Here is a 12,742-nt window from a genome sequence, read left to right on the forward strand (position 1 = left end):
GGCATGTGAAGCGTCTTGCCTGCAATTAGTTGCTATCTGAAGTTCTAGTCGTCCCTCATACCAACGCTCATGCTGTAAGAGCTGCAGTACGACCTGGCGTGACTTGGGAAATTTCAGCAAGCCCTACTTATATAGAGTCGGACTACAAGAGCTTCTTTGGAAAGGCGATTTTAACCGCAGGACCAAGGATTGTTGCCCGCACGGACGACCATGCTTGCCTTGAATTCGCCAAGGGCTTTTTAGACATCGACTGACTCTTGTTCATGAAGTCGAAAATCTGAATGGCCTGCCTTTGCACTGGTATAAGAGGACCCGACCAGCAGTCGGTAAATTATCATCTTTTCCTGGACTTGCTGATACTCGCATCAGCGGAAAATCTATTCATATGCCCCACAAAAACAGGCAGGATCTAAGGGTTTTGCAATCTTGCCAATGCCCTGAAGATGGATTCCGTTGCCAGCAGAAGACTTATTGGCTAACCAGAGACCACCAATAAACTCGCCAGAGGTACCTATCCAGCCAGTGGACGATGATTCGATCAATACGCATCCTGCATTTCATAAAAATCAGGCTGCACGTAATCCTTGCGTAGTGGGTACCCCTTCCAGTCCTCAGGCATCAGCAGGCGCTTGGGATGGGGATGGCCCTCGTAGGAGATGCCGAACATGTCGAAGGTTTCGCGCTCCTGCCAGTCGGCACCGCGGAACAGGCCGTAGAGGCTGGGGATCGACAGGGCACCATCACGGGAAAGGAACACCTTCAGGCGCACTTCTTCTGGGCGTACATCAGCTGGCAGGGGACCGTTGCCACCGGCCAGGGCCTCCAGCTGCTCCAGCATCGCGGCCATCTTCACCAGGTGATAGAAGCTCACCAGTCGGCAGCCCGGTCCCTCGTCGTAGCCGCCCTGGCACTGGAGATAATCGAAGCCGGCCGCCTTCAGGGCCGTGGCCACCAGGGGCAAAGCGGCGGGCTCGACCCCCAGCATCTCCACGCCGTCATGGTCGGGGCCGAGGGCCACAGCATCAAAACCCTGGCCGCCCAGCCAGGTGCCCACCGGCCCAGCGGCAGGGGTCGTGATCGAGGACTCCTCAGGCATCGGTGGTAGAGGCAGGGGTTGTGGAAGGAACGGTTGCGGCCATCGGCAGGCCTGCAGCGGCGGCGAGGGCCGCCTGCTGGGTTTCGGCCCGCAGGTAGGCCCCGGTGACGATCGGATCGATCCGCTTCATCTGGTGGGGGATGGTGCAGTAGCGGTGGGTGGGGCGCAGATTGCCGCGCTCGGCGAAGGTTTCGTTGCCCACCTTTTTGCGCAGCTTGATCACCGCATCGAAGATCGCTTCAGGCCTTGGCGGACAGCCCGGCAGATAAAGATCGACGGGAATCAGCTTGTCGACGCCGCGCACAGCCGTGGTGGAGTCGGCGGAGAACATGCCGCCGGTGATGGTGCAGGCCCCCACGGCGATCACGTACTTGGGCTCCGGCATCTGCTCGTAGAGCCGCACCAGCGCGGGTCCCATCTTCATCGTGACCGTGCCGGCCACGATCAGCAGATCGGCCTGGCGCGGGCTGGAGCGGGGCACCAGACCGAAGCGGTCGAAGTCGAAGCGGGAGCCGATCAGGGCCGCGAACTCGATGAAGCAGCAGGCCGTGCCGTACAGCAGCGGCCAGAGGCTGCTGAGCCGGGCCCAGTTGTGCAGGTCGTCGAGGCTGGTGAGAATGATGTTCTCGGACAGGTCGGCGGTGACGCCGGGGGCGCCCACGGGGCCGCAGCTCGCCTCGCGCAGATCGCGAAGCGCATCGACGGACAGGGAGCCTGCAGAGGGGGTGAGGGTCATGGTGGGGGGGTGATCAGCTCCACTCGAGGGCGCCCTTGCGCCAGGCGTACGCCAGGGCCAGCACCAGGATGGAGATGAAGATCAGGGCCTCGATGAAGGCCAGAAGACCCAGCCGGTGGAAGGCCACCGCCCAGGGATAGAGGAACACGGTCTCGACATCGAAGATGACGAAGACCAGGGCGAACATGTAGTAGCGGATATTGAACTGGATCCAGGCACCGCCAATCGGCTCCATCCCCGACTCATAGGTGAGCTGGCGCTCCCCCGCTCGGCTCTTGGGGGCCAGCAGCTTGTTGGCCACCAGCGCCAGCACCGGGACCGCCGCCGAAATCAGCAGGAAGCCCAGAAAGGCGTCGTAGCCGGAGAGCACGAACATCGGCAGACCCAACCTGGCACGCATTCTGCCACCTGCCTCCGGGGGCGGCGGTCGCCGCGACGACCGCTGGCGCAGTCCGTCCGGGGGGGCCGCGGGGACAGGGGGCCCCGTCGATAGAGTCGTTTGGTAAGGCCAGGCATGGGATGAGCACGGAACCGCCCACGGAGATGCCCATGGAGACTCCGACCGGGACGCCCGTCGAGGCGCCGATCGAGGCCCCCGACGCCGTCGTCGTCGACGACCCCGCCAGCCACCGCTTCGAATGCCGCAGCTGCGGCTTCGTCTACGACCCGGGCGAAGGGGTCAAGAAGCTGGCCATACCCGCCGGCACCTCCTTCCTCGACTTGGATCCGGTGGGCTTCCGCTGCCCCGTCTGCCGCAGCCGGGTGGGCGCCTTCAAGGACATCGGCCCCCGCAACAAGCCCAGCGGCTTCGAGGAGAACCTCAACTTCGGCCTGGGGGTGAACCGCCTCACCCCCGGCCAGAAGAACGTGCTGATCTTCGGCGGTTTCGCCCTGGCGTTCGCCTTCTTCCTCTCCCTCTACTCCCTGCGTTGATGCCAGTGCTGATGGCCTTCCTCCGCCCGCTGCGCCCCCTGCTCAGCCTGGCGCTGTCTCTGGTGCTCTCCTTCGGCCTCACGGGCTGCGTCACCACGGGCCTGCCCACGGCGGCCGCCAGCCCCTGGCAGTCGGTTCCCCTGGACACCCGCTCCAACCCCCTCGACGTGTCCTTCACCAGCGCCGACCACGGCTTCCTGGTCGGCAGCAACCGGTTGATCATGGAAACCGACGATGGCGGCGCCAGCTGGCAGGAGCGGGCCCTCGATCTGCCCGAAGAGGAGAACTTCCGCCTGATCAGCATCGATTTCAGGGGCGATGAGGGCTGGATCGTGGGCCAGCCGGGCCTGCTGCTGCACAGCGACGATGCCGGCAAGAGCTGGAGCCGCCTGCTGCTCGACACCAAGCTCCCGGGTGAGCCCTATCTGGTCACGGCCCAGGGGCCGAGCAGCGCCGAGCTGGCTACCAACGTGGGTGCCGTGTACCGCACCGCCGATGCCGGCTCCAGCTGGCAGGCCCTGGTGGGTGACGCCGCCGGCGCCATCCGCGACCTGCGCCGCAGCCCCGAGGGCGACTACGTGAGTGTCAGCAGCCTCGGAAACTTCTTCGCCACCTGGGCACCCGGCCAGCCCGCCTGGCAGGTGCACCAGCGGGTCAGCAGCCAGCGGCTGCAGTCGATGGGCTTCCAGCCCGACGGGCATCTCTGGATGGTGGCCCGGGGAGCCCAGCTGCGCTTCGACGGTGACCCGAGCACCGCCGAAACCACCGAAAGCGGCGACTGGAGCAAGCCCGTGATCCCGATCACCAACGGCTATGGCTACCTCGACATGGCCTGGGATCCCCGCGGCGCCATCTGGACCGGCGGCGGCAACGGCACCCTGCTGGTGAGCAACGATGCCGGCGCCAGCTGGCAGCGGGATCCGGTGGGCAGCGAACAGCCCACCAACTTCTCCCGGATCGTCTTTGCCCCCGGCGGCAACGGCTTCGTGCTGGGCGAGCGGGGGGTGCTGCTGCGCTGGGTGGGCTGAGGACGGGGGGCAACTGCATCCCTCTGTAACCAACCCCCCGACCCGCTCCCGCCAGCCGCTGGCCGACCCCTAGGATCTTCTGGCTGAACGCTTGTTGCTATGGCTGCCGGCTCCACAGGGGAACGCCCGTTCTTCGAGATCATCACAAGCATCCGCTACTGGGTCATCCATGCGGTGACCCTGCCGGCCATCTTTTTGGCGGGCTTCATGTTCGTGTCCACCGGCCTGGCCTACGACGCCTTCGGCACGCCTCGACCGGATGCCTATTTCCAGGCCCAGGAAACCAAGGCTCCTGTTGTGAGCCAGCGTTACGAGGGCAAGAGCAGCCTTGATCTGCGCCTCCAGGAACCATGACCCAGTCCACCGCCCCCACCACGCCGCGCAACTATCCGATCTTCACGGTGCGTTGGCTCTCCGTCCACGCCCTCGGCATCCCCACGGTTTTCTTCCTGGGTGCCCTGGCCGCCATGCAGTTCGTTCGTCGCTGAGACATCCATGCAGCGCAATTCCAACCCCAACAACCTGCCGGTCGAACTGAACCGCACCAGTCTCTACCTGGGCCTGCTGTTCGTGTTCGTCATCGGCATCCTCTTCTCCAGCTACTTCTTCAACTGATCGGGAGGCACCCATCCATGAGCGGCAAAAAATCCTCACTTCCTGACGGCCGTATTCCCGACCGCCTTCCCGATGGCCGCCCGGCCGTGGCCTGGAAAAGCCGTTGGACCGAAGGGGTGCTACCCCTCTGGCTGGTCGCCACCGCCGGCGGCATGGCCGTCATCTTCGTGGTCGGCCTGTTCTTCTACGGCTCCTACGTGGGCGTCGGTTCCGCCTGATTCAGCCCAGAGTCGAGAATCATCAGATTGTTGGACGCTCCAATGAACGGGAGCGTCCTTTTTCATGGCGCCGCTTTTTTTGCGCCGGAGTCCCCTCAGGCGTTGATCTGATCAATGCTCAGCGCCAGGAACTCCGTCTCGCTCAGGAGGCGATCGCCCTGCCCCACCTCCCCCTCAGCTGGCCGCCCCCCGCCGCCCGCCGCCAGGGACATCAGCCGCACGCTGCCATTGGCGGCCTCTTCATCCCCCAGCAGCAGTGCCCAGCGGGCCCCACTGCGGCGGGCCCGCTTCAGCTGCTTGTCAAAGCCTGCGCCGGAGAGATCCACCTGAACGGCCAGCGGCTCCCCAGGCCGATGGCGACACTGGCGGGCCAGCCGCATGGCATAGGCCTCGCCCTCCACCCCCCGGCTCACCACGTAGAAGTCGAGCGCCGCGACTGGCCCCTGTTCTGCGCCCTCGTCGTGCAGTGTCTGGCTGAGCAACAGCACCAGTCGCTCCATCCCAAGGGCCCAACCGACGGCCGGCGTGGGTGGGCCGCCCAACTGCTCCACCAGGCCGTCATAGCGCCCACCGCCACAGACCGTGGCCTGGGCCCCCAGCTGGCTGCTGGTGATCTCGAAGGCGGTGTGGCCGTAGTAATCCAGGCCGCGCACCAGGCGGGGATTCAACGTGAACGGGATGGCGAGGGCTTCGAGGCCCTGACGCACCCGCAGGAAGCGCTCGCGGCTCTCGCCATTGAGGGCGTCGGCCAGGGTGGGGGCCCCGGCCAGCAGGGCCTGGGTCTGGGGGTTCTTGGAATCCAGCACCCGCAGGGGGTTGGTCGTGATGCGCTGCTGGGAGTCGGGATCCAGATCCCCGCGATGGGCCTCCAGCCAGGCCACCAGATCGCTGCGATAGCGCAGGCGGTCGTCGGTACTACCCAGGGAGTTCACCTCCAGGGAAAGGCCCCCCACCCCCAGATCGGCCAGCAGATCCCAGGCGATGGCAATGGCCTCCACGTCGCTGCGGGGATCGACGTGACCAAGAAACTCCAGGCCGATCTGGTGAAACTGCCTCTGCCGGCCCGCCTGGGGCCTCTCATAGCGAAACATCGGGCCGCCATACCAGAGCCGCTGGGGCCCCTGGGCCACCAGGCCGTGCTGGATGGCGGCCCGCACCACCGAGGCGGTGCCCTCGGGCCGCAGGGTGCAGCTGCGCTCGCCCCGATCCTCGAAGCTGTACATCTCCTTGCCCACCACGTCAGTGGCCTCGCCGATGCCCCGGGCGAACAGCTCGGTCACCTCCAGCAGGGGCGTGCGGATCTCCTCGACAGCGGCCCGACGGAAATGGTCCCGGGCGGTGGCTTCGATCCGCTGCCAGAAGGGGGTCTGACCGGGCAGCAGGTCGACCATGCCCCGCAGGCTCTGGAGCGGTTTCAAGACGGTGCGGATCGGCAGCGATCCATTGTGCCCGAAGGGGTCGGCTCAGACGCCATGGAAGGCGCGGTACCAGGCGGCGAAGTGCCCGATCCCGGTCTCAATCGCCGTGGAGGGACGGAACCCCACCCAGGCCTCCAGGGCGGTGGTGTCGGCAGCGGTGGCGGGCACATCACCGGGCTGCATCGGCTGCAGATCGCGGATCGCTTCGCGGCCCAGGGCCTGCTCCAGCACTTCAATGAAGCGCAGCAGCGGGATCGGCTGGCTGTTGCCGATGTTGAAGATCCGGTGGGGCGCGGCGGCCGTGGCCGGATCGGGATGCAGCGGATCGAAGCACGGATCCGCCGTGGCGGGCTTGTCGAGGCAGCGGATCACCCCTTCGACGATGTCGTCGATGTAAGTGAAATCCCGCTCCATGCGGCCGTGGTTGAACACCCTGATCGGTTCACCGGCCAGGATCGCCTTGGCGAACAGCATCGGTGCCATGTCGGGCCGCCCCCAGGGGCCGTAGACGGTGAAGAAGCGCAGCCCGGTGGCCGGCAGACCATAGAGATGGCTGTAGGTGTGGGCCATCAGTTCATTGGCCTTCTTGGTGGCCGCATACAGGCTCACCGGATGGTTCACCGGGTCCTGCTCGCGGAAGGGCATGTGGCGGTTGCCCCCGTAGATCGAGCTGCTCGAGGCATACACCAGGTGCTCAACGCCAGCGTGGCGACAGCCTTCGAGAACCGTGCCGAACCCCACCAGATTGCTCTGGATAGAAAGCGCCGGGTTGTCGATCGAGTGGCGCACCCCGGCCTGGGCGGCCAGATGCAGCACCCGGCAGGGACGCTCGGCGGCGAACAGGGCCGCCACCGCTTCGGCGTCCACCAGATCGAGGCGATGGAGATCGAAAGCCCCGACCGGAGCCAGGGCCTCCAGCCGCTCCAGCCGGGCCCGTTTCAGGGCCGGGTCGTAGTACGCGTTGAGATTGTCGAGCCCCACCACCCGCTCGCCCCGGGCCAGCAACCGCTCGGCGGCCGCCGCGCCGATGAAGCCGGCGACCCCGGTGACCAGAATCGGCCCCTTCGCCGTCAACGGCCCGCCCGCAGGCGTTCCCGGAAGTAGGCGATGGTGGACTCCAGCCCCTCGTGCAGGCTCACCTTCGGCTCCCAGTCCAGCAGCTCGCGGGCCAGGTCGATCACGGGTTGGCGCTGCAGGGGATCGTCCTGGGGCAGGGGCTGGGTGGTGAGCTCCAGGCCGGGCTGGATGCGCTCCCGGACCCGTTCGGCCAGCTGGCGGATGGTGAATTCACCGGGGTTGCCGATGTTGATCGGGCCGGTGTGGTCGCCATTCATCAGCCGGATCATGCCCTCGATGAGGTCATCGACGTAGCAGAAGGAGCGGGTCTGGCTGCCGTCGCCATAGAGGGTGAGGGACTGACCCTGCAGGGCCTGAACGATGAAGTTGCTCACCACCCGGCCGTCGTCGGGGAGCATGCGGGGCCCGTAGGTGTTGAAGATCCGCATCACACGGATCTCGGTGCCGTGCATGCGCTGGTAGTCGAAGCAGAGCGTCTCGGCGATGCGCTTGCCTTCGTCGTAGCAGGAGCGGATGCCGATGGTGTTGACGCAGCCCCGGTAGCTCTCGGGCTGGGGATGGACCTCCGGATCCCCATAGACCTCACTGGTGCTGGCCAGCAGCAACCGGGCGCCGACGCGACGCGCCAGGCCGAGCATGTTGTAGGTGCCGAGGAAGCTGGTCTTGGCGGTCTTGATCGGATTGGACTGGTAGTGAACCGGAGAGGCCGGGCAGGCGAGATGCCAGATGCGATCGATCTCCAGGCGGATCGGCTCGGTGACGTCGTGGCGGATCAACTCGAAGTTGGCGTGACCCAGCCAGTGGCGAATGTTGTCCTTGCGGCCGGAGTAGAAGTTGTCGAGGCAGATCACCTCCTCCCCAGCCTCCATCAGTCGGTCGACCAGATGGGAGCCAAGGAAACCGGCCCCGCCCGTGATCAGATTGCGCCGCGTCACTCAGCCCTCACCCACCCGCCAGACGTTAAGCCCCGCCGCGCGGGCGGCAGCGGCATCGGCGATGGCCCTGGCGTCGAACAGCCAGGCCGGGCGCCGCATCACCGCGGCGATCGCATTCCAGTTGAGGCTGGCGTAATCGCCCCATTCGGTGAGGATCAGCGCGGCGTCGGCGCCGGTGGCCGCCTCCAGGGGCGACGCCGCCGCCTGCCAACCGCCGTCGGCCGCCGACGGGGGCTGGCCCAGGTCGGCGGCGATCTGGGCGGGCGACACCTTGGGATCCACGATCACAAGCTTTGCCCCCTCCTCGATCAGGTTCTGGCAGATGCGGATGGCGGGAGCCTCCCGCGTGTCGTTCGTGTCCGCCTTGAAGGCGAAGCCCAGCACCGCCAGCCGCTTGCCGGTGACGGTGCCGAACAGGCGCTGGACCACCAGCCGGGCGATGCGGTCCTGCTGCCAGGTGTTGAGGGTCACCACCTGCTCCCAGTAGCCCGCCACCTCCTCAAGGCCGTAGTGGCGGCAGAGGTAGACCAGGTTGAGGATGTCCTTCTGGAAGCAGCTGCCGCCGAAGCCGGGTCCGGCCTGCAGGAACTTGGCGCCGATCCTGGAATCGGTGCCGATGGCGCGGCCTACCTCGCGCACGTCGGCCCCGGTGGCCTCACACAGGGCGGCGATGCTGTTGATCGAGGAGATCCTCTGGGCCAGATAGGCGTTGGCGGTGAGCTTGGAGAGCTCGCTGCTCCAGAGATTGGTGCGCAGGATCCGCTGCTGGGGCACCCAGGTGGCGTAGATCCCGGCCAGGGATTCGATCGCCGCAGGGTCCTCACCGCCGATCAGCACCCGGTCGGGGGCCTCGAGGTCGGCGATCGCCGAGCCCTCGGCCAGGAATTCGGGATTGGAGAGGACGGCGAAGGTCTTGGCTTGACTGCGATCGCCCTCCGGGAGGTTCTGCTGGGCAGCCCCCAGAATCGCCTTCACCGTTTCCGCCGTCCGCACCGGCAAGGTGCTCTTCTCGACCACGATCGTGTGGCCCCGGGCGGAAGCGGCCACCTGACGGGCCGATACCTCGATCCAGCGCAGGTCGCTGGCCTGTCCGGCCCCAACGCCCCTGGTCTTGGTGGGGGTGTTGACCGAGAGGAACACAATGTCAGCGCCGGCAATGGCCGCATCCACCTCAGTGGTGAAGTGGAGGTTGCGCCCCCTGGCCCTGCCCACCACCGCATCCAGCCCGGGTTCGTAGACCGGCAGGCGCGCCAGATCCGGATCGTTCCAGGCCGCGATCCGCTCGGCATTGAGGTCCACCACCGTGACCTGAATCTCTGGACAACGGTCGGCGATCACCGCCATCGTGGGCCCCCCCACGTAGCCCGCACCTATGCAACAGATGGTGCGAATCGGCGAAGGGGCCGGATCCATGGGGGATGGCAGTTCATCAAGGACATTACCTCCATCGACTGGCTTTCGCCGGGGCCGGGTGTGGAGCACGGCAAGAAGGTTGGCGGTGGAAGAGGTTAAGGGCAAGTAAATTGTGATCGACAGCCTGACGGGGAGCCGTTTCTTGACCAAGGTCCTGCTCACGGGGGGAGCCGGATTCATCGGCAGCCACACCTGCCTGGCCCTGCTGGAAACCGGCCATCAGGTGGTCGTGCTCGACGATTTCAGCAACGGCAGTGCCGAGGCCCTGCGCCGTGTGGCCGAGCTGGCGGGTCTGGAGCCCTGGCGGCAGGACGCTGCCGATCACTGGTCGGCGGCGGCGCCTGGGGGTGGCTGTCTCACCCTGATCCGGGGGGATGTGCGCTCCCAGCAGGATCTCGATCGTGCCTTCCAGGACGGGGGCGGCGGCATCAGCGCCGTGCTCCACTTCGCCGGCCTCAAGGCTGTGGGCGAATCGATGGCCGAGCCACTGCGTTACTGGGACGTGAATGTCACCGGCACGGTCCGGCTTCTGGAGGCCATGGGCCGAAACAGCTGCCAGACGCTCGTCTTCAGCAGCAGCGCCACCCTTTACGGCACCACCGACACGGTGCCGATCCCCGAGACGGCCCCGCTGCAACCCATCAATCCCTATGGCTACACCAAGGCCGCCGTCGAGAGAATGCTCACCGACGTGGCTGCCAGTGCCCCGGGGTGGCGCATCGCCCTGCTGCGTTACTTCAATCCCGTGGGCGCCCACCCCAGCGGACGCATCGGCGAAGACCCCAATGGCCGGCCCAACAATCTGTTTCCTTTCCTTTGTCAGGTGGCGGGTGGGCGCCAGCAGCACCTGGAGGTGTTCGGCGGCGACTGGCCCACGGGCGATGGCACGGGCGTCCGCGACTACCTGCACGTGATGGACCTGGCCGAAGGCCACGGCCGGGCCCTCGAGGTGCTCCAGGAGGAACCGCCCCAGCTGCTCACCCTCAACCTGGGCAGCGGCGAGGGCCATTCGGTGCTCGAGCTGCTGCGGACCTTCGAAACCACCAATGGCCTGACGTTGCCCTATGCCGTGGTGGCACGCCGGCCTGGTGATTCCGCCGTGAGTGTCGCCGATCCCAGCCAGGCGGAGCGTCGCATGGGCTGGCGGACCCGGCGCTCCCTGGCGGACATCTGCCGCGATGGCTGGGCCTGGCAGAGCGCCAATCCCCACGGTTACCGAACGAGGACCGGCAGTCCACAGGAAAGCTCATCGCGGCGCAACAGTCTCATCGCGGCGCAACAGTTGTCCTGATGTAGATCCGCACCCCCTGGCCGCGCCTCACCTGCCGGAAACCCACCCTTTGCAACTGGTGGGTTGTGAGGCTGTTGAGGGACAGATCGGCGTAGCGGCTGACCAGATCCGGCTGCCAGTGGTTGCTGGCCCGGGCAATCCGGCTTGCATAGGGCACGTAGGCCTCGCGCAGCACCACCACATCCACCCGGCGCCCATCGAGCCAGGCCCTCAGGGAGGCGGGTGAGCCCAGGGCGCTGCGCAGCCCCGAATACTGGCCCGTCTCCACCGTCGACGCCGCCAGCTTGGTGATGTCCCTGGCCGCCACGGGAGTCAGGCACTGGCGTGTGCCCAGCACCGCTCCGACATAGGGATCGCTCAGCAACGTCCTGCCCGCCAGCAGGCGCTCCCGGTCACACAGCTCCCGCAACGGCCCGAGGAGCGGTTCGATGGTGGTCCCGTCCGCCTGGCGCACCTCCTCCAGGGAAGTGAGCAGGTGGGGAACTTTGGACACGAAGATGTTGGGGCGGCCCCGCAGCTCCAAAGGGAAGGCCAGCACGGCGAGCAGGCCGGAGAGGGTGGCCATCAGAACGGCTCGGGGGCGGCGTCCCGCCTGCCACCTGCGATCCAGGGCCCAGGCCATTGCGGGGATGCTGATCCAGAACAGGCTGGTCCAGACCAGCCGATAGGCACTGTCCGGCTCAATCAGCTTGAAGACCAGATCATTGATGAAGGGGGCCCACCACTCCAGCAGCACCAGCGGCGCCAGCAAGGCCATGGCCAGCACCGCGCCGGGGGGTTGCCGCCAGCTCCGCCAAAGGCCGAGGCAAACCCCCGAAAACCCCAGTGCGGCCAGGAAGACCGGCTCCCAGGTGGCCACCGGCAAGCTGGGCCAGAAATAGAAGAAGTGATGGCCCAGAAACCGGTAATCGTGAACGAAGCGCATGGGCTCCGGCCAGTCGTAGAACGACTCGAGCTTTGGGTGCCAGGGCATCCGGTTGAGGACTAGCAGCAGCAATCCGGCCCCAGCAGTGCCGAGCATCAGGCGCTGCCGTGAGGGCCAGAGCACCAGGCTGGCGGCGCTGGCCACGATCAGCAGATTGATTGTGAGAAAGGCCGTCACGCCATGGGCGTGATAAGCGAGATACCCGGGAACCAGCAGCACGGCTGTCGCCTGACCCACCCGGCGAGCCCCCGGCCATGCCCTGGCCTGCAACAACCCCAGCAAGGGGGTGGCACCAGCCAGCACCAGGGCCAGCCCGGGGAGGGTGCCGTTGAGGGCGATCTGATGGAAGAAGGAAAAGTTCTGGTGACCCATGCCCAGCAGGAACAGCAGGGCCATGAGCCAGCTGAGGGACACCTTGCCGGTGAGCCGCAGGCTGAGCTGGCCGCTGGCGAGCAGCACCAGAAAGGTGTTCAGGGCCGCCAGCAGGCTGGCCCGCCATGGCGCCAGAGCCTCAGGGAAGCCGAACAGGTAGCTGGCCGCCGTGAAGAACCAGTTGGCCGGTGCGCTGTAACGCAACGGGTCGAGACGCACGGTCTCCAGCAGATCGCTGCCGAAATAGGTCGCGTAGTAAACGAAACCATCCGAGGGAAACTCCAGAATCACTCCGCGCCACCCCAGGGCAACCGCGCAGAGCAGCGCGGGGGCCAGGACCGCCAGCAATGGCCGTGCCAGGGCATGATCCGCCAGTCGATCGCGCCATCGGCGAGGCCGGATGGCCAGGGCCGCCACCACCACCAGCAGGTCCACCAGCACCAGCAGCCCGTAGGCCTGGCGCAGGCTGGGCCCGCCCGGCAGCAGGGACAGCCAGCCGATGGCCGCCCAGGAGCCCACACCGAGAAGAAGCACCTGCCAGGTGGGTCGCCCCCAGCGCCATCCCCACAGCAGCGGCGCCGCGATGGCCAGCAGCAACGGAGCCAAGGAATCGGTCAGCGCAGGCATTCGGCGCAGGGAAAGCCGCTGGATCGAGACCCTAGGGGACCTTCGCCCACCCGCCGCA

General features: G+C 66.6%; 15 protein-coding genes. 7 read left to right on the forward strand and 8 right to left on the reverse strand.

The annotated features are described in order from the left end of the window. Positions 1 to 538 precede the first annotated feature (538 nt). Genes KBZ12_RS15875 through ndhC form a run of 3 tightly spaced genes read right to left on the reverse strand, consistent with a single transcriptional unit; the run spans position 539 to position 2,208 of the window. Entirely contained in the window at positions 539 to 1,096 is a 558-nt protein-coding gene (locus KBZ12_RS15875) for an NAD(P)H-quinone oxidoreductase subunit J (protein ID WP_254958973.1), read from the reverse strand. Then, positions 1,089 to 1,832, reverse strand: a complete 744-nt coding sequence (gene nuoB, locus KBZ12_RS15880; RefSeq protein ID WP_254958974.1) for an NADH-quinone oxidoreductase subunit NuoB — start codon at positions 1,830 to 1,832, stop codon at positions 1,089 to 1,091. The genes KBZ12_RS15875 and nuoB overlap by 8 nt, the downstream gene beginning before the upstream one ends. A 13-nt stretch (positions 1,833 to 1,845) precedes the next feature. Next, a complete protein-coding gene (gene ndhC / locus KBZ12_RS15885; protein WP_254954148.1) occupies positions 1,846 to 2,208 on the reverse strand; it encodes a photosynthetic/respiratory NAD(P)H-quinone oxidoreductase subunit C in 363 nt (120 codons plus the stop codon). Positions 2,209 to 2,351: 143 nt separating this feature from the next. Here ndhC and KBZ12_RS15890 point away from each other — a divergent pair, with 143 nt between their 5' ends. The 6 genes from KBZ12_RS15890 (at position 2,352) to KBZ12_RS15915 (ending at position 4,626) form a co-directional block, all read left to right on the forward strand. Then, a complete protein-coding gene (locus KBZ12_RS15890) occupies positions 2,352 to 2,765 on the forward strand; it encodes a rubredoxin (RefSeq protein WP_254958975.1) in 414 nt (137 codons plus the stop codon). An 11-nt stretch (positions 2,766 to 2,776) separates the two neighbouring features. Then, positions 2,777 to 3,793 carry a photosynthesis system II assembly factor Ycf48 gene (locus KBZ12_RS15895; protein ID WP_254958976.1) on the forward strand — a complete coding sequence of 339 codons (1,017 nt, stop codon included), beginning with the start codon at positions 2,777 to 2,779 and terminating at the stop codon, positions 3,791 to 3,793. A 99-nt stretch (positions 3,794 to 3,892) separates the two neighbouring features. Beyond that, positions 3,893 to 4,147 carry a cytochrome b559 subunit alpha gene (psbE, locus tag KBZ12_RS15900; RefSeq protein WP_216907496.1) on the forward strand — a complete coding sequence of 85 codons (255 nt, stop codon included), beginning with the start codon at positions 3,893 to 3,895 and terminating at the stop codon, positions 4,145 to 4,147. Continuing rightward, positions 4,144 to 4,281, forward strand: a complete 138-nt coding sequence (gene psbF / locus KBZ12_RS15905; protein ID WP_015109701.1) for a cytochrome b559 subunit beta — start codon at positions 4,144 to 4,146, stop codon at positions 4,279 to 4,281. The genes psbE and psbF overlap by 4 nt, the downstream gene beginning before the upstream one ends. A 7-nt stretch (positions 4,282 to 4,288) precedes the next feature. After that, positions 4,289 to 4,408: a photosystem II reaction center protein L gene (locus tag KBZ12_RS15910; RefSeq protein WP_254954152.1), complete on the forward strand. Its 120-nt coding sequence runs from the start codon at positions 4,289 to 4,291 to the stop codon at positions 4,406 to 4,408. A gap of 17 nt (positions 4,409 to 4,425) precedes the next feature. Further along, entirely contained in the window at positions 4,426 to 4,626 is a 201-nt protein-coding gene (locus KBZ12_RS15915) for a photosystem II reaction center protein J (protein ID WP_254958977.1), read from the forward strand. A 95-nt stretch (positions 4,627 to 4,721) separates the two neighbouring features. Here the strand turns inward: KBZ12_RS15915 and hisS are convergent, their stop codons facing one another. The 4 genes from hisS to KBZ12_RS15935 are packed head-to-tail and all read right to left on the reverse strand — an operon-like array spanning position 4,722 to position 9,469. After that, on the reverse strand, positions 4,722 to 6,044 hold the full coding sequence (gene hisS / locus KBZ12_RS15920) for a histidine--tRNA ligase (RefSeq protein ID WP_254958978.1): 1,323 nt from the start codon (positions 6,042 to 6,044) through the stop codon (positions 4,722 to 4,724). 45 nt (positions 6,045 to 6,089) lie between these two features. Further along, the gene (locus KBZ12_RS15925; protein WP_254958979.1) at positions 6,090 to 7,118 is read right to left on the reverse strand and encodes an NAD-dependent epimerase; all 1,029 of its coding nucleotides are present in this window, start codon (positions 7,116 to 7,118) and stop codon (positions 6,090 to 6,092) included. Further along, positions 7,115 to 8,056 carry a UDP-glucuronic acid decarboxylase family protein gene (locus tag KBZ12_RS15930; RefSeq protein ID WP_254958980.1) on the reverse strand — a complete coding sequence of 314 codons (942 nt, stop codon included), beginning with the start codon at positions 8,054 to 8,056 and terminating at the stop codon, positions 7,115 to 7,117. Before KBZ12_RS15930 ends, KBZ12_RS15925 begins: the two co-directional genes overlap by 4 nt. Continuing rightward, a complete protein-coding gene (locus KBZ12_RS15935; protein WP_254958982.1) occupies positions 8,057 to 9,469 on the reverse strand; it encodes a nucleotide sugar dehydrogenase in 1,413 nt (470 codons plus the stop codon). Positions 9,470 to 9,611: 142 nt separating this feature from the next. On the opposite strand from KBZ12_RS15935, the gene galE reads away from it, so the two are divergent. Then, positions 9,612 to 10,760: a UDP-glucose 4-epimerase GalE gene (gene galE / locus KBZ12_RS15940; protein ID WP_254958983.1), complete on the forward strand. Its 1,149-nt coding sequence runs from the start codon at positions 9,612 to 9,614 to the stop codon at positions 10,758 to 10,760. Here the strand turns inward: galE and KBZ12_RS15945 are convergent. Continuing rightward, positions 10,735 to 12,663, reverse strand: coding sequence for a hypothetical protein (locus KBZ12_RS15945; protein WP_254958984.1), 1,929 nt, complete (start codon positions 12,661 to 12,663; stop codon positions 10,735 to 10,737). The two genes, galE and KBZ12_RS15945, sit on opposite strands and share 26 nt — an antisense overlap. Positions 12,664 to 12,742 lie beyond the last annotated feature (79 nt).

Source organism: Cyanobium sp. Cruz CV13-4-11, from assembly GCF_024346055.1.
GTDB lineage: Bacteria > Cyanobacteriota > Cyanobacteriia > PCC-6307 > Cyanobiaceae > Cyanobium.

What these genes read in the sequence shown, in the direction of transcription:
- KBZ12_RS15875 (WP_254958973.1), bottom strand. Translation starts at nt 1,096, where the DNA reads ATGCCTGAGGAGTCCTCGATCACGACCCCTGCCGCTGGGCCGGTGGGC.
- nuoB (WP_254958974.1), bottom strand. Translation starts at nt 1,832, where the DNA reads ATGACCCTCACCCCCTCTGCAGGCTCCCTGTCCGTCGATGCGCTTCGC.
- ndhC (WP_254954148.1), bottom strand. Translation starts at nt 2,208, where the DNA reads ATGTTCGTGCTCTCCGGCTACGACGCCTTTCTGGGCTTCCTGCTGATT.
- KBZ12_RS15890 (WP_254958975.1), top strand. Translation starts at nt 2,352, where the DNA reads ATGAGCACGGAACCGCCCACGGAGATGCCCATGGAGACTCCGACCGGG.
- KBZ12_RS15895 (WP_254958976.1), top strand. Translation starts at nt 2,777, where the DNA reads ATGGCCTTCCTCCGCCCGCTGCGCCCCCTGCTCAGCCTGGCGCTGTCT.
- psbE (WP_216907496.1), top strand. Translation starts at nt 3,893, where the DNA reads ATGGCTGCCGGCTCCACAGGGGAACGCCCGTTCTTCGAGATCATCACA.
- psbF (WP_015109701.1), top strand. Translation starts at nt 4,144, where the DNA reads ATGACCCAGTCCACCGCCCCCACCACGCCGCGCAACTATCCGATCTTC.
- KBZ12_RS15910 (WP_254954152.1), top strand. Translation starts at nt 4,289, where the DNA reads ATGCAGCGCAATTCCAACCCCAACAACCTGCCGGTCGAACTGAACCGC.
- KBZ12_RS15915 (WP_254958977.1), top strand. Translation starts at nt 4,426, where the DNA reads ATGAGCGGCAAAAAATCCTCACTTCCTGACGGCCGTATTCCCGACCGC.
- KBZ12_RS15935 (WP_254958982.1), bottom strand. Translation starts at nt 9,469, where the DNA reads ATGGATCCGGCCCCTTCGCCGATTCGCACCATCTGTTGCATAGGTGCG.